The sequence below is a fragment of the Cyanobium sp. WKJ7-Wakatipu genome (assembly GCF_024345355.1).
Lineage (GTDB): Bacteria > Cyanobacteriota > Cyanobacteriia > PCC-6307 > Cyanobiaceae > Cyanobium_A > Cyanobium_A usitatum.
On sequence record NZ_JAGQAY010000004.1, the window covers coordinates 79,065 to 93,877 of the forward strand.

The window sequence follows — 14,813 nt, forward strand, 5'->3', positions numbered from 1 at the left end:
ACGGCACGATGGTGCCATGGCCGCCTCCTCCAAAATCATCGTCATCGACGATGACCCCACCGGCTCCCAGACGGTGCATAGCTGCCCGCTGCTGCTGCGCTGGGATGCCGCCACCCTGGCGGCGGGGCTGCGGCACCCTTCGCCGCTGCTGTTTCTGCTGGCTAACACCCGGGCCCTGGCGCCGGAAGCAGCCGCGGAGCGGGTGCGCCAGATCTGCCGGGCTCTGGCCGCGGCCCTGCCCCTGGCAGGCATTGAGCGTTGGTGGCTGGTGAGTCGCGGCGACTCCACCCTGCGAGGTCACTTCCCGTTAGAGGTGGAGGTGATCGCGGCCGAGCTCGGCCCCTTTGCGGCCACCTTGTTGATCCCGGCCTTTTTTGAGGGGGGCCGCACCACGGTGGACGGGGTGCATCGCCTGCACGGCCAGCCCGTGCACGAAACCGCCTTCGCCCGCGACCGCCTGTTTGGCTACGCCAGCAGCGATCTGCCGGTTTGGGTGGAGGAAAAAAGCGGGGGCCGTATCGCCGCACACCAGGTCAAGCGTCTGACGGGCGCCGAGTTGGATTACGCCGCCGCTGATGGCGGCCAGGCCCTGGCGGAGAGATTGGCGGCCCTAGATGGCGGGCCCGTGGTAGCCGTTGACGGGGAGCGACCGGAGCAACTGGCCGCCCTGGCCCAGGTGGTGCGCCAGGCCTGGCCGCTTGCGGTGCTTTCCCAGTCGGCGGCCAGTTGGATCCAGGCCTTAGCGGCTTTGCCGCCCCAGCCCCTGGCTGGAGCTGCCCTGGCCCGGTTGCGCCGCTCTGAGCCAGGTTTGGTGCTGGTGGGCTCCCACGTGCCTTTGGCTGATGCCCAGCTCACCCAGCTGCTCACGGAGCCCCGCTGCGTGGGGCTGGAGCTGCCCGTCGCCAAGCTGGCGCGGCTGCTGGAAGGCCCCCTGCCGGAGCCCCTGCTGGCTTCCCTGGAGGCCGACTGGCTGGTTCAGTTGCGGAGGGTGCTGGCCCAGGGTCAAACGCCCGTGCTGTACACCAGCCGGGGTGAGATCCAGTGCGCATCAGTGGCGCAGCGCCGCCGCTTAGGCGATGCTCTGGCGGCGCTGATGGCCCGGCTGGCTGCTGCCCTGGCCCCCCAGTTGGGTTACATGATCAGCAAGGGGGGCATCACCACCCACACCCTGCTGGCCGATGGTCTGGCTCTGGCGGCAGTGGAATTGCAAGGCCAGCTGCTGCCTGGGCTCTCCTTGGTGCTGGCTGATCTGCCAGAGCCTCTGCCGGTGCTCACCTTCCCCGGCAACCTCGGTGATGGGGACACGCTGCGGCTTGCCTGGCGCTGGATGGAAGGCTTGGAAAGCGCGGATTAACTCGTTGCCTCTGCTAAGGGTCGTCGCTCCGCCAACAGGCAGACGCCGTAGCCCGTGGCCACGAGGGCTAGGGCGGCAAGGCTGCTTAGCCAGTCGTTGGCCGTACTGCCCATAAGGAAGGCCAGGGATACCGCCGTAATCAGCAAGGGGGACAGGGGATAGCCCCAGGTGAGAAAGGGGCGGGGCAGCTCCGGCTCCCGCTGGCGCAGGGTCACCAGGGAGGCAATGCCCGCCAGCGGCAGGCTCACGTAGAGCACGGCGCCCATGGTCAGCAGCCGTTCGAAGGAGCCTGCCAGCACTAGGGCCGCGGCGGCCGTGCTGGTGAGCAGCAGGGCCGCGCTTGGGGTGCCGCCCCCGTTCACTTGGGCAACAAAGCTCGGTAGCAGGCCGTCGCGGCTGAGACCAAACAAAATGCGCGGGGCGGCCATCACCACGGTGTTGATCAGGCCCAGCAGGGACACCAGCGCTAACGCGGTGATCAGTAGGCCACCCAGCGGCCCAGCCAGGGCGCGTGCGGCGGCGGCGGCCGGCAGGTTTGAGCTGGCCAGCTGGGCGATCGGCAGCACATGCAGCAGGGCCAGGTTGATCAGCAGATAAAGCACCAGCACCGCCAGAACCCCGCCGATCAAGGAGCGGGGCAGATCTCGCCCCGGCTCGCTGAATTCTTCAGCGAAATAAACGGGGCTGGCCCAGCCGTCGTAGGTGGTGATCACTGCCTGTAGGGCCAGCACCACTGCCAGGCTCAGGCTCCGCCAGCCCGCTATCGCTATGGGCGCAGGCACTGGTGGCGCGTTGGGGGGCGCCGCCTGGATGGGCAGCAGGAAGCAGGCCGCCACCAGGGCCAGAAAGGCAACCGCCTTGGCGAGGCTGAGAAATTCCTGGCTGGCGCTGCCGGCGCGCAGGCCTCGCAGCTGAATCAGGCTGAACAGGCCGATGGCTAGCAGCGCCAGGATTCGGGCCGTGTAGGGCCCCTGGGGGATCGCGGCGGGTAGCAAGGCCTGGCCGTATTCCCCCACGGTGGTGGCCACCCAGGCCAGGCCGATGCAATGGGCCAGCCAGTCGGTCCAGCCCACCAGAAAGCCCACGCGCTTGCCGAAGGCCCGCTCGGCGTAGACATACCAACCGCCGGCCTTCGGCAAGGCTGCCGCCAATTCGGCTATGCACACCGCCCCCAGCAGCGCATAGAGCCCGCCGGCCAGCCAGGCGGCCAGCACCAGCTCCGCTGAGGGCAATTGGGCTGCCACCAGGCCCGGAGTGCGCAGAATGCCGGCCCCGATCGTGCCGCCTACGGCACCGGCCAAGCCAAAACCCAATCCCAGAATGTTTAGTAGTCGGCCTTTAGGGGCCTGGTTGTCTGGCTGCTGCTCGGGGATGGGTTGGCTCAACCGCTGTAGCTCTGCTCCAGCAACTGCATCGGATGCAGCACCGGGATCGGCTGGGGCAGCTCCTGCAGGTGGCGCCGGATCTGCAGGCTGCAGCCGATGTTGGCGCTAACAGCCAGCTCGGCTCCGGTGCCGGCTAGGTCTTTGGCCTTGAGCTGCCCAAGGGCGGCGGCCTCCTCAGGCTGCACCAGGTTGTAGATGCCGGCGCTGCCGCAGCACACTCCCGCTTCTGTCGCTTCGCGCAGCTGGATGTGGGGGATGGCATTGAGCAGGGCCCGGGGCTGGCTGCTGATGCCCTGGCCATGCAGCATGTGGCAGGCGTCGTGATAAGCCAGTTGGAGCGGGCGTTTGGCGCTGGCTGGCTCGCCGTCAGCGTGGCTCAGGGGCTTAAGGGCGGCGAGGAATGGCTGGCTTAGGCCGAGATCGGCGAGGAACTCCTGAATATCCGCGACCGGGGCGGAGAAGCTGCTGCCGGTGAGCCGCCCGTAGGCCTTCATGGTGTGGCCGCAACCGGAAGCTGCCACCAATACGGCGTCGAGAGGCCCGGCCCCGGCGGGCTTGCCTGGGCCCACTACGGCCTCGAAGCTTTGGATCAAGCCGATTGCCAGCTCGTTGGTCTGGCTGAGTTCTCCCTGGTGGTGGGTCACGGCGCCGCAGCAGCCCTGGCTGGGCGGAATCACCACCTCGATGCCGTTGGCGCTCAGCACTTGCACGGCGGCCTGGTTCACGGCTGGATCAAATAGACGCTGGACGCATCCCAGCACCAGCCCTACACGGGCGCGGCGAGGACCCTGGGCGGGCACTACCAGGGGGAAGTCGTCGCGGAAGCTGGCTGGCGGCAAGGGAGGTAGTAGCTGATCGAGGGCCTCCAGTTGGGGGCCGAATAGGCGGGTGATCCCACTGCGGCGGGCCAGGGCCTGCAGGGGGGTGCCGGCGTAAAGGCGCAGCGGCGTGAGCAGGGCCCGAAGCCGCGCAGGGTAGGGAAGCAGGGCAAACAGCAGCTTGCGAAATGCCTGCTGGGCGGAGCTGCGCAGCTCAGGCGCGTTGAGCTGGGGGCGCGTGGCCTCGATCAGTTGGTCGTAGCGCACCCCCGAGGGGCAAGCCGTGACGCAGGCGAGACAGCCCAGGCAACTGTCGAAGTGCTTCGCCACGGTGGCATCGAGGCTCAGTTCACCGTTGGCGATCGCCTTGAGGGTGTAGATGCGGCCCCGGGGTGAATCCATCTCCGTTCCCAGCACCCGGTAGCTGGCGCAGGTGGGCAGGCAGAAGCCGCAGTGCACGCAGGGGTCGGTGTTCATCCGCCGAAGTGGCGGATCACAGCATCAGCAAAGCCACTGCAACTCACCGGCTCCACAGGAGGCTCCATTAGCCGGGCCAGGTCGTAGGTCACCTCGCCATTGGCGATGGCGGCGCTCAGCCCTTGGGTGATTAGGTCGGCGGCCTCTTGCCAGCCCATGAATTCGAGCATCATCACGCCGCTGAGGATCACCGAGCCGGGGTTGATGCGATCGAGGCCGGCGTGCTTGGGAGCGGTGCCGTGGGTGGCTTCGAAGATGGCGGCGTTGTCGCCGATGTTGGCGCCGGGGGCCATGCCTAGGCCACCCACCACGGCTGCGGCGGCATCGGAGATGTAGTCGCCGTTGAGGTTGAGGGTGGCGAGGATCGAGTAGTCGGCGGGGCGGGTCTGGATCTGCTGGAAAATGCTGTCGGCGATGCGGTCGTCGACAAGCACCATCTGCTTCCATTTGCCACCGCCGTGGCTGGCGCCGATGGCATTGAGCACGCCCTGCACCTCGGCATCAATGGCGACTTTCTTCTCGGGGGTGAGGCTGTCGTAGCCGGGCTCGATCATGCGGGAATTGGCCTCGATGCTCAGGCCGGGATTGCGCTCGACGTTGTCCAGGATCCAGCTCTCCCGCTCAGTGATGCAGACATCGCGGAATTCGGTGGTGGCCAGCTCGTAGCCCCAGTCGCGGAAGGCACCTTCGGTGAACTTCATGATGTTGCCCTTGTGCACCAGGGTCACGTGGCGCTTGTCGCCCTCCAGGCGCAGGGCGTGCTGGATCGCCTTGCGGATGTGGCGCTGGCTGCCGTGCTTACTCACGGGCTTGATGCCGATGCCGGAGCCCACCGGGATCTGGCGCTGGCCCAGCTTGCCGTTGGCTGGGATCACCACTTCATTGAGGTGCTTGATCAGATCGAGGCACACCGGATCGTTGGCTTCCCACTCGATCCCCATGTAGATGTCTTCGGTGTTTTCGCGATAGACGATCACGTCTAGGTCTTGCGGCCGCTTGTGGGGGCTGGGGGTGCCCTCGTAGTAGCGGCAGGGCCTTACGCAGCAGTAGAGATCAAAGATCTGGCGCAGGGCCACGTTGAGCGAGCGGATGCCTCCGCCTATCGGTGTGGTGAGGGGCCCCTTGATCGCCACGCCGTACTCCTTGATGGCGCTCAGGGTGTCTTCCGGCAGATATTGATAGGTGCCGTAGAGGTCGCAGGCCTCGTCGCCGGCGTAAACCTTGAACCACTCAATTCGGCGCTCACCGCCGTAGGCCTGGGATACCGCCGCGTCTAGCACTTTCTGGGTGGCGGGCCAGATGTCTACGCCCGTGCCATCACCGCGGATGAAGGGAACAATCGGATCGTTGGGCACGATCGGCTGACCGTTTTCGAAGCGAATTGCGGTGCCGCTGGCAGGGGTGGTGAGCTTCTCAAAGCTGGCGGCGCTACGGGTTGCCATGGGCTGTTACTGACCGGATCGGCCTTATCGGTGTGGCGAGCCTAGGTTTTAAGCATGTTGCGGTTCTGCTCAGGGGAAACGGCATGAATGCCGCCGATCAGGCCCAATCCCTTGAACTTGCCCAGGCAATCGCTGCGGCGGCGAGTCTGTTTCGCGTCCACTTCCCCGATGCCCGAGCCAACCTCACCCCCTGGCGCGACGACGCCCTGACCCGTGCCTTTGCGGAGCAGGAGAGCCTGGATCTCTCCTTTCACCTACCGGGTTGGAGTCCGCGCAGCCAGTGCCGCTCCTTTCTGGTGCAGCTGCGCCTGGACGGGGCCCCGGGGCGGAGCAGGCCTGAACGCCCTCGCCTGCTGGGGGTGACGATCCGGGGACTCACCTACGAGAGCGAGCGCTGGCGGCTGGCCACCGTGGGCGACTGGCAGCCGTCAGGCAGTCATTTGCCCCAGGCCGAGGTGGCGCAGAAGTTGCAGCAGTTTTCCCGGGAGCTGTTTGATCTGTTCGGTGGCGCCGAGCAGGCCGATCAGAACCTGGCGGCGTAACCCTTCGCAACCTTGCCAGGCGCCCCGGTAAAACTCCCGCCTAACTTGGCGCCTCGCCCGTACAACGCCCCCGTCAGATGGCCGTCGCCCTTGCTTCCCAACTGCGTGAAGGCACCAAAAAGGCCCACACGATGGCGGAGAACACCGGCTTCGTGAGCTGCTTCCTCAAGGGGGTGGTGGATAAGGCCAGCTACCGCACCCTGGTGGCCGACCTTTATTTCGTGTACTCGGCCATGGAGGAGGAGTTTGGCCGGCTTAGGGAGCATCCGGTGGTGGGCCCGGTGGCTTTTCCAGAGCTGAACCGGCGCGAAAGTCTCGAGCAGGATCTTGCCTTTTATTTCGGTGGTGACTGGCGTAATGCGGTCCAACCCACCCCTGGAGCCCAGCAATACGTAGAGCGTCTGCACCAGGTGGCTCAGGAGTGCCCGGAACTGCTGGTGGGTCACCACTACACCCGCTACATAGGTGATCTTTCCGGCGGCCAGATCCTCAAGAACATCGCCCAGAAGGCGATGAGCCTGGGCGAGCACGATGGCCTGCGTTTCTACGAATTCGCGGCTATTCCCGATGAGAAGGGCTTCAAGGCCAACTACCGCACCACCCTCGACGCCCTGCCGATCGACCAAGCCATGGCCGATCGCATTGTGGAGGAGGCCAACCACGCCTTCCACCTGAACATGACCATGTTCCAGGAACTGGAAGGCAATCTGATCGCCGCCATTGGCAAGGTGTTGTTTGGCTTCCTTACCCGGCGTCAGCGTTCGGGCAGCACGGAAGTGGCGGCGGCCTGAGCCAGAGTTGGCGGGCCGCAGCCTCTGAGCGTCTTGCGCCCCCTTCGCTTTTTGGTGCCTGGCACCAGCGGTCGCTACCGCTGCGGTGGCCTGCTGGTGGAGCAGCAGACGGCCCGGCTGCTGGCCGAACTGGTGCCAACAGAACTGGTCACCTATCGGCAGCGGGAGCCTGGACTGCCCTACCTGGGTGATCTGCTCCGGGCTGAACCCTTAGGCAGCCCCGCCGCCACTGCCCACCTGTGGATCGTGAGCTGGGGCTTTGATGTGCCGCGCCAGTTGCGGGCGTTGCGGGGCCGGCCGGTGGCTTACCACGCCCATAGCAGCGGCTACGGCTTCCGCTTGCCCCCCGGGGTGCCGGTGCTGGCAGTGAGTCGCAACACCCTGGGCTACTGGGGCCAATGGGCCAGCCGCAATCCGCTGTTCCTGGTGCCTAATGCCCTGGAGGCCAGTTGGATTGCCCGCGGTGATCGCCCCCATAATTTCGGCGCTGAGCCGGCGCCGGGCGGCCGCTCGATTGATGTGCTGATCCAGCGGCGCAAGACCAGCGCCTACGTGCTGGAGCAGCTGGTGCCAGCCCTGCGGGCCCGCGGGCTCACGGTGCTGGTGCAGGACGGCTGGGTGGAAGATCTGGTGGGGCTGTTCAACAGCGCCAAGGTGGTGGTTTACGACTCCGCAGACCACTGGCGCTGCAGTGGTGTGAGCGAAGGCTTTGGTCTGCCGCCGATCGAGGCCCTGGCCTGTGGCTGCGTGCTGTTCAGCAGCCTCAACCACGCCCTGGCTGACAACCTGGACCCCGGGGGCTTGGCCCACCAGATCGGTATGGGCAGCCTGGCCGCCGACGGGGAGCGAATCGCTGCGGCGGTGGCCGATCCAGCCGCCTGGCTGCCTGCGCCACGCCGCTTGGAAGAGCTGCTTGATGAGCTCAGTGAACCGCGGCTGCGCCAGCGCTGGCGCCAGGCCCTGGAGGCGATCAACATCCACATCGATCGGCTGCAGGCCGCTGAGCCGCCCCTGCGGCCCCCTTCTCTGCTCCAGCTGCGCTTGGAGCGCTGGCGGCAGAGGTTGGCCCGTCGCCTTGCCTAGGGTCTCAGGAATGAGCGCATTTCTCGCCGGCCTCAACGACGCCCAGCGCAAGGCGGTGGACCACCACACCGGTCCGCTGCTGGTGGTGGCCGGTGCGGGCAGCGGCAAAACCCGCGCCCTCACCCACCGCATCGCCCACCTGATCGGCCACCACGGAGCCGATCCGGCCCATTTGCTCGCCGTCACCTTCACCAACAAGGCGGCCCGAGAGATGAAGGAGCGGCTGGAGCTGCTGCTGGCCCAGAAGCTGGCCCAGAGCCAGTTCGGCCAGCCCTGGAGCACCCTGCCGGCGGTGGAGCAGCGCCAGCTGCGCTCGCGCATTTACCGCGAGGTGATCAAGGAGCTGTGGATCGGCACCTTTCATGCCCTGTTTGCCCGGCTGCTGCGCTTCGACATCGACAAGTTCAAGGATCCCGAAGGGCTCAGCTGGACGCGCCAGTTCTCGATCTACGACGAGAACGATGTTCAGAGCTTGATTAAGGAGATCGTCACCCAGGAGCTGCAGCTAGATCCCAAGCGCTTTGAGCCCAAGAAGGTGCGCTGGGCGATCAGCAATGCCAAGAACCAGGGTTGGATGCCCGAGCAGCTTGAAGCCGATGCCGGCGGCCAGCGGGGCAAGTTGATGGCGGAGACCTACCGGCGCTACCGGCGGGCCTTGGCCGCCAACAACGCTCTCGATTTCGACGATCTGCTGCTGCTGCCGGTGCAGCTGCTGCGCCAGAACGAGCAGATCCGCAACTACTGGCACCGGCGCTTTCGTCATGTGCTGGTGGATGAATACCAGGACACCAACCGCACCCAGTACGACCTAATCAAGCTGCTGGTGACCAACGGTCGCGAACCCTCCGACTACGACGACTGGGATGGGCGCTCGGTGTTTGTGGTGGGTGACGCCGACCAGAGCATCTACAGCTTCCGCGCCGCCGATTTCACGATCCTGATGGGCTTTCAGGACGACTTCGGTGACGGGGCCGCCAGTGAGACCACCGCCACGATGGTGAAGCTGGAGGAGAACTACCGCTCCACCGCCACGATTCTGGAGGCGGCTAATGCCCTGATCGCCCACAATTCCGAGCGGATCGATAAGGTTTTGCGCCCCACCCGAGGTGAGGGCGAATTGATCTCCCTCACCCGCTGCGATGACGAGATCGCCGAGGCCGAGGCGGTGGTGCACCGCATGCGCATGCTTGAAGCCGCCCACCCCGATCTCAGCTGGGGCGATATGGCCGTGCTGTATCGCACCAACGCCCAGTCGCGGGCGATGGAGGAGTCGCTGGTGCGCTGGGGCATCCCCTACATCGTGGTGGGGGGGCTGCGCTTCTACGACCGACGCGAGATCAAGGATGTGCTCGCCTACCTCAAGCTGCTGGTCAACCCCGCCGACACCGTCAGCCTGTTGCGGGTGCTCAATACCCCCAAGCGCGGCATCGGTAAAACCACGATCGAGCGACTCACCGACGCCTCAAACCAGCTCGGCATTCCCCTCTGGGAAGTGGTCCGTGATGCAGAAGCAGTGCGTTCTTTGGGCGGCCGCTCGGCCAAGGGGTTGCTGCAGTTTTGCGAGTTGATCAACGGCCTCCAGGCCTGTGCTCAAGACATCGCCCCTTCGGAACTGGTGCAGCGGGTGATGGAGCAGAGCGGCTACGTGGCTGAGTTGATCACCGAAGGCACCGATGAAGCCGAAGACCGGCGCCGCAACCTCAATGAGTTAGTGAATGCTGCCTTGCAATACCAGGAGGAAAACGAGGAGGGCTCCCTGGAGGATTTCCTGGCTTCGGCGGCTCTGGCTAGCGACGCTGACAGCAAGGACACCGAGCAGGACCGCGTCACCCTGATGACCCTGCATGCCAGTAAGGGCTTGGAATTTCCGGTGGTGTATCTGGTGGGAATGGAGCAGGGTCTCTTCCCCAGCTATCGTTCCTTGGAAGACCCCTCGGCTCTCGAGGAGGAGCGCCGCCTCTGCTATGTGGGCCTCACCCGGGCCAAAGAGCGGCTGTTTCTATCCCATGCCAGTGAGCGGCGGCTTTGGGGTGGTATGCGCGAGCCGGCAGTGCCCTCGGTGTTTCTTTCGGAGCTGCCCAGCGCCCTTATCCAGGGGGACATTCCCCATAGCGGTGGAGCTTCCATTCGCCGTGAGCAGCGCCTGGATCGGCTCACCCGAGTGGATCGCGAGGATTCACGCCAGGTAGCTGGCGGCGGTGCGGCCGGTGCTCCCGCCAATGCGGTGCGGCGCCGGGCGGCCACCAAAACCTGGGCGGTGGGGGACCGGCTGCGCCACAGCAGCTTTGGCGAAGGTCAGGTGACCCACCTGTTTGGCAGTGGTGAGAAGGTCTCGATTGCAGTGAAATTTCAGGGGATGGGGCCCAAAATCCTTGACCCGCGCCTGGCACCGATCGAGCCCGTCTAGGTGGAAATCCCTGGCATTCCAGCGCCCCTGCTGACAGCCCTGAGCCGGTCAGGGGTTGGGCCGGTGGCATTGGTCGGTGGAGGGGTGCGGGATTTGTTGCTGCACCGGGTGCATAACGATCCCTGGCGGGGGCTGCCCGATCTGGACCTCGTGGTGCAGGGCCGGGCTTCAGAGCTGGTTAAGGAGTTGGTTGACGCCTTGGCTGGCCAGCTGGGGGAGGGTGTGGTGCAGCGCTGCCAGGAGCACGGCGCTTACGGCACCGTTGAGCTCGAACTCAACTTGGACGGCCAGCAGGTGCTGCTGGATGTGGCCACCGCCCGCTGCGAGACCTACCCGGTGCCAGCCGAAAATCCTCAGGTGAGCTTCGGCTCTCTGGCCGATGACCTGGCCAGGCGTGATTTCAGCATCAACGCCATGGCCTTGGATCTGGTCAGCGGCACCCTGCTCGATCCCCATGGAGGCCAGGCCGATCTGGAGCTGCGCCAGCTGCGCTTTTTGCATCACGGCAGCGTTCGCGACGATCCCACCCGGCTGGTGCGCGGCGCCCGCTATGCGGCGCGGCTGGGGCTGGAGCTTGACGGGGCTAGCGCCGATCAGGCCGCCTCCACCCTGGCGCAGTGGCCTTGGCCTTGGCGGCAGGGTGATGCGCCGGCTGAGGCGCCGTCAGCCCTGGGCACGCGTCTGCGGATGGAGCTGGAGTTACTGCTGGAGCGCGAGCCCTGGCTGGCAGCTCTGGGGGCACTGCAGCGCTGGGGCGCTCTGGCGCTGCTTGATCCGGAGCTGCAGGCGGATACGCAGTGGCCGCGGCGGCTGCGCTGGGCTGCTCGGCTGGGGTTGCCGCTGCTGGTGGCCCTGGTGGCGGGAGCGCGCCAACCCCTCGCCCTGGCGGAGCGGCTGCAGTTGCCCCACCGCCAGCACCGCTTATTAGCGCAATGGTTGGAGTTGCGGCGCCGGCTGGTGGAGCAGCAGCTGGAGGGCTCTCTGGCGCTGCCCGAGCACTGGTGCGCCCTGCTGGAGGCTGCTGGCTGCAGTCCAGAAGCGGTGGCCCTGGCCCTGGCCTGTGGCAGTGGCCCGCGCCGGCCCCTGCTGCGGTGGCTGCTGCGCTGGCGCCAGGTCAAGGCCGAGCTCAGCGCCGCTGATCTGCTGGCAGCTGGCATGCGGCAAGGCCCCGAGTTGGGCCAGAGGCTGAGGGAGCTGCGGGCCGAGCGGCTGCGCTTGGAGCGGATCTGAGTGCCGCAGACCCCTCGTTAGCGTGGGCGGATGACTGACCAGATGTCTGTTCCCCGAGTGGTGGTGGCCGTACCGGCCCGGCTGGAATCGGCGCGGCTCCCAGGCAAGCTGCTCGCCGATATTGCCGGCAAGCCCGTGCTCCAGCATGTGTTGGAGCGCTGCCGGCAGGCCCAGGGTCTGGCGGCCGTGGTTGTGTGCACAGACAGCGACCAGGTGCGCTCTTTTGCCGAAGGCTGGGGCTTTCCGGTGCTGATGACCTCGCCCCATTGCAGCTCGGGCAGTGAACGCCTGGCCAGCGTGGTGGCGGAGCTGGTGGCTGCCGCGGGGGGCGGGGCCTCTGATTTTGATGAAACCCTGGTGATCAACGTGCAGGGCGACCAGCCGCTGCTGGATCCGGCGATCATCGAGGCGATGGCGGCTCAGTTTGCCCAGCTGCAGCGGCCGCCGGTGCTCACGCCCGTCTATCCCCTCACCGCTGACAAGTTGCACGATCCCAATGTGGTGAAGGTGCTGCGGGCCCGCGATGGTCGCGCCATCACATTCTCCCGCAGTGCCCTGCCCCATTTGCGCGGGGTGCCGCCGGAGCAGTGGGCCGAGCACACCATCTATTGGGGCCATGTGGGTCTCTATGGCTATCGGGCTGACGTGTTGGCTGGCTGGGAGGCGCTGCCCCATTCCCTGCTCGAAGACCTGGAGAAGTTGGAGCAGTTGCGGCTTATCGACGCCGGCATTCCCCTGCTCACCTACGAGGTGGCGCAGGACTGCCTCTCGGTGGATACCCCGGAGCAGCTGGAGCAGGCCCGGACCATTGCTCGCGCTGAGTTGGCCGGCGCCTAGGCGTTGCCTTCTCGCCAGCCCTCACGGTTGAGGCTTTGCAACAGCCCCCGCTGCAGCAGCAGGGCTTCAGCTAGTTCGCGCACGGCCCCATCACCCCCCCGGCGGCGCAGCACCCAGTCGGCCTGGCGGCGCAGGCCCCGGGCGCCGTCGGCGGGGCAGATCAGCAGACCCGTAGCCGGGCGCACTGTTAGGTCGTTGAGGTCGTCGCCGATGAAGGCGGTTTGCTGGCGCTCCAGCTGCAGATGGGCCTGGAGCTGGCTTAGGGCGCTGAGCTTGTCGCCGACGCCCACCAGACAGTGATTGACGTGCAGATGTCGGGCCCGCTGCTCGATGGCGCCGCTGCGCCCGCCGCTGAGAAAGGCCACCTCAATGCCTGCTCGCTGCAGCATCCGGATCGCCAGGCCGTCGCGCACGTCGAAGCGCTTCACCACCTGGCCCTGCTCGTCGTAGTGCAAGCCGCCATCGGTGAGCACACCGTCAACGTCACAAACCAGCAGTTCGATCGCCGCAAGATCCCGGCGCCGCAGCAGGGTTCGTTGCAGCAGCTGGCGGATCACAGGCTGCTTGGGGCCACACCCGCTGCCACTACTTGACGCAGGGCCAGCAGCTGGCTGAGCAGGGCTTCGAGCCGGTGCAGCGGCACCATGTTCGGCCCGTCGCTGAGGGCGTTGTCGGGGTCTGGATGGGTCTCCATGAACAAACCGTCCACCCCCACGGCGACTGCAGCTCTGGCAAGCGGTGCCACAAACTCCCGCTGCCCGCCGGTGCTGGTGCCACGGCCGCCGGGCTGCTGCACGGCGTGGGTGGCATCGAAGATCACCGGGCAACCCAGGGCTTGGAGCTGGGGGAAGCTGCGGTAATCGACCACAAGGGTGTTGTAGCCAAAACTGGTGCCTCGCTCGGTGAGCCATAGGCGGCCGCTGGCGGGATCTAGCCCGCATTCCTGCATTTTGTTCACCACCTGGGCCATGTCCCAGGGCGCCAGAAACTGCCCCTTTTTGACGTTCACCACCTTGCTGGTGCCGGCCACGGCCTTGGCGGCGGCTTCGAGCAGGTCGGTCTGACGGCAGAGAAAGGCGGGGATCTGCAGCACATCCACAGCCTGGGCCGCCGCCGCCGCCTGACAACTCTCGTGGATGTCGGTGAGCACGGGCACCCCGAAGCTCTGGCCCACCTCCTGCAGGATCTTCAGCCCCTCATCGGGGCCCGGGCCGCGAAACGACTTGCCTGAGCTGCGGTTGGCTTTGTCGAAGCTGGCTTTGAAGATGTAGCGGATGCCGACTCGAGCGCAGATCGTGCTCACTTGCTCAGCGATCTGAAGCACCAAATCGCGGCTTTCGATTACACAGGGCCCGGCGATCAAGGTGAAGGGAATGGCCGTCATGGGCGGTCCGCGGCGGTACTGGTGGTAAACCCAGCCTGCACCAGATCGTGCAGCCGTAGCAGGCCCAGCAGCAGCCGAGGCTGGGCGGGATCCACGACTGGCAGCACTGAAATTGCCTGGTGGGGGTTGCGTTCCATCACTTTTAGAGCTTCTACAGCGAGCACCTCTGGCGTCACTGTGATCGGGTCAGCAGTGGCCATGGAGCCGGCGCGGAGGTCAGCCCACTCCTCGGGGGCATGGTGCTGCAAGCTGCGGCGCAGGTCGCCGTCTGTGATCAGCCCGGCCATCAGTTCGGGGTTTGCGCTGGCCCGCACCCAGGCGGCCCCAAGACTGCCTTTGCCGTTGCTGCCTTCGGTGAGCCGGCCGATCACCTCGGCCAGGGGTGCCTCGGGAGATAGGCCGTCCAGCGCTGTTGCCGGCACCATCAAATCGGCCACGGTGAGGGTGAGCTGGCGGCCTAGTGAGCCGGCTGGATGGTTGATGGCGAAGTCTTCGGGCGAGATGCCTGCCCGCTCCATCCACACTGCCGCCAGGGCGTCGCCAATCGCCATAGCTACCGCCGTGCTGGCCGTGGGAGCCAGGTTTAGCGGGCAAACTTCCCGATCGACCGAGCCATCCAGCACTACATCGCAGCCATTAGCCAGGCTGGATGCCAGGCGGCCCACCAGGGCGATCCGGGCCGTGCCGCGGCGGCGCAGGTGGGGCAGGATCGCCAGCAACTCCTCTGTTTCACCGCTGTTCGAGAGCAGCAGGGCGACGTCGTCGGCCGCCACGATGCCGAGATCGCCGTGCAGGGCATCGACCGGATTGAGAAATACGGCCGTAAGGCCGATTGAAGAAAAGGTGGCAGCGATCTTGCGGGCAACGATGCCGCTCTTGCCCACGCCGGTAAGCACAAGCTTGGCCCGGCGTTGGCGGCACCCCTCCAGCAGTTCCAGAGCGGCCTCCACCTGGCTGCTGCTCAGGCGCTGGGCAGCAGCTGCTATGGCAGCAGCCTCTTCCTCCAGGCAGCGGGTGAGGGCAGACAAGACGCTGGTCTCGCAGATCCTCCATTCTCGCTGGC

General features: G+C 66.3%; 13 protein-coding genes. 7 read left to right on the top strand and 6 right to left on the bottom strand.

Annotated elements, in window-relative coordinates:
• Positions 1-16 precede the first annotated feature (16 nt).
• Entirely contained in the window at positions 17-1,354 is a 1,338-nt protein-coding gene (locus KBY83_RS03705) for a four-carbon acid sugar kinase family protein (protein WP_255018372.1), read from the top strand.
• Here the strand turns inward: KBY83_RS03705 and KBY83_RS03710 are convergent.
• Genes KBY83_RS03710 through KBY83_RS03720 form a run of 3 tightly spaced genes read right to left on the bottom strand, consistent with a single transcriptional unit; the run spans position 1,351 to position 5,476 of the window.
• Positions 1,351-2,739 (bottom strand): APC family permease, encoded by a 1,389-nt coding sequence (locus KBY83_RS03710; RefSeq protein ID WP_255018373.1) that lies wholly within the window; start codon positions 2,737-2,739, stop codon positions 1,351-1,353. The two genes, KBY83_RS03705 and KBY83_RS03710, sit on opposite strands and share 4 nt — an antisense overlap.
• Positions 2,736-4,034 (bottom strand): (Fe-S)-binding protein, encoded by a 1,299-nt coding sequence (locus KBY83_RS03715; protein WP_255018374.1) that lies wholly within the window; start codon positions 4,032-4,034, stop codon positions 2,736-2,738. Before KBY83_RS03715 ends, KBY83_RS03710 begins: the two co-directional genes overlap by 4 nt.
• Positions 4,031-5,476 carry an NADP-dependent isocitrate dehydrogenase gene (locus tag KBY83_RS03720; protein ID WP_255018375.1) on the bottom strand — a complete coding sequence of 482 codons (1,446 nt, stop codon included), beginning with the start codon at positions 5,474-5,476 and terminating at the stop codon, positions 4,031-4,033. The genes KBY83_RS03715 and KBY83_RS03720 overlap by 4 nt, the downstream gene beginning before the upstream one ends.
• A gap of 83 nt (positions 5,477-5,559) precedes the next feature.
• On the opposite strand from KBY83_RS03720, the gene KBY83_RS03725 reads away from it, so the two are divergent.
• The 6 genes from KBY83_RS03725 to kdsB all read left to right on the top strand — a co-directional run bounded on the left by KBY83_RS03725 (position 5,560) and on the right by kdsB (position 12,366).
• On the top strand, positions 5,560-6,018 hold the full coding sequence (locus KBY83_RS03725) for a hypothetical protein (RefSeq protein ID WP_255018376.1): 459 nt from the start codon (positions 5,560-5,562) through the stop codon (positions 6,016-6,018).
• A gap of 77 nt (positions 6,019-6,095) precedes the next feature.
• The gene (locus KBY83_RS03730; RefSeq protein ID WP_254969536.1) at positions 6,096-6,809 is read left to right on the top strand and encodes a heme oxygenase (biliverdin-producing); all 714 of its coding nucleotides are present in this window, start codon (positions 6,096-6,098) and stop codon (positions 6,807-6,809) included.
• A gap of 33 nt (positions 6,810-6,842) precedes the next feature.
• Positions 6,843-7,892, top strand: a complete 1,050-nt coding sequence (locus tag KBY83_RS03735; RefSeq protein ID WP_255018377.1) for a glycosyltransferase — start codon at positions 6,843-6,845, stop codon at positions 7,890-7,892.
• A 10-nt stretch (positions 7,893-7,902) separates the two neighbouring features.
• Positions 7,903-10,299, top strand: coding sequence for a UvrD-helicase domain-containing protein (locus tag KBY83_RS03740; RefSeq protein ID WP_106632221.1), 2,397 nt, complete (start codon positions 7,903-7,905; stop codon positions 10,297-10,299).
• Between the two features lie 63 nt (positions 10,300-10,362).
• Positions 10,363-11,529, top strand: coding sequence for a CCA tRNA nucleotidyltransferase (locus KBY83_RS03745; protein WP_315858931.1), 1,167 nt, complete (start codon positions 10,363-10,365; stop codon positions 11,527-11,529).
• 42 nt (positions 11,530-11,571) lie between these two features.
• Positions 11,572-12,366 (top strand): 3-deoxy-manno-octulosonate cytidylyltransferase, encoded by a 795-nt coding sequence (gene kdsB / locus KBY83_RS03750; RefSeq protein ID WP_255018379.1) that lies wholly within the window; start codon positions 11,572-11,574, stop codon positions 12,364-12,366.
• On the opposite strand, the gene KBY83_RS03755 is transcribed toward kdsB, so the two are convergent.
• From KBY83_RS03755 to KBY83_RS03765, 3 genes are read right to left on the bottom strand one after another with little or no spacing between them, the layout of a single operon-like run.
• A complete protein-coding gene (locus KBY83_RS03755; protein ID WP_396093345.1) occupies positions 12,363-12,923 on the bottom strand; it encodes a KdsC family phosphatase in 561 nt (186 codons plus the stop codon). The genes kdsB and KBY83_RS03755 overlap by 4 nt on opposite strands.
• Positions 12,920-13,750: a 3-deoxy-8-phosphooctulonate synthase gene (gene kdsA, locus KBY83_RS03760; protein ID WP_106632223.1), complete on the bottom strand. Its 831-nt coding sequence runs from the start codon at positions 13,748-13,750 to the stop codon at positions 12,920-12,922. Before kdsA ends, KBY83_RS03755 begins: the two co-directional genes overlap by 4 nt.
• Positions 13,747-14,778: an SIS domain-containing protein gene (locus KBY83_RS03765; protein ID WP_255018380.1), complete on the bottom strand. Its 1,032-nt coding sequence runs from the start codon at positions 14,776-14,778 to the stop codon at positions 13,747-13,749. Before KBY83_RS03765 ends, kdsA begins: the two co-directional genes overlap by 4 nt.
• Positions 14,779-14,813 lie beyond the last annotated feature (35 nt).

Excerpts from the sequence above, each read along its gene's own strand:
- KBY83_RS03730 (WP_254969536.1), top strand. The coding sequence starts at position 6,096 with ATGGCCGTCGCCCTTGCTTCCCAACTGCGTGAAGGCACCAAAAAGGCC.
- KBY83_RS03705 (WP_255018372.1), top strand. The coding sequence starts at position 17 with ATGGCCGCCTCCTCCAAAATCATCGTCATCGACGATGACCCCACCGGC.
- kdsA (WP_106632223.1), bottom strand. The coding sequence starts at position 13,750 with ATGACGGCCATTCCCTTCACCTTGATCGCCGGGCCCTGTGTAATCGAA.
- kdsB (WP_255018379.1), top strand. The coding sequence starts at position 11,572 with ATGTCTGTTCCCCGAGTGGTGGTGGCCGTACCGGCCCGGCTGGAATCG.
- KBY83_RS03720 (WP_255018375.1), bottom strand. The coding sequence starts at position 5,476 with ATGGCAACCCGTAGCGCCGCCAGCTTTGAGAAGCTCACCACCCCTGCC.
- KBY83_RS03715 (WP_255018374.1), bottom strand. The coding sequence starts at position 4,034 with ATGAACACCGACCCCTGCGTGCACTGCGGCTTCTGCCTGCCCACCTGC.
- KBY83_RS03725 (WP_255018376.1), top strand. The coding sequence starts at position 5,560 with ATGAATGCCGCCGATCAGGCCCAATCCCTTGAACTTGCCCAGGCAATC.
- KBY83_RS03740 (WP_106632221.1), top strand. The coding sequence starts at position 7,903 with ATGAGCGCATTTCTCGCCGGCCTCAACGACGCCCAGCGCAAGGCGGTG.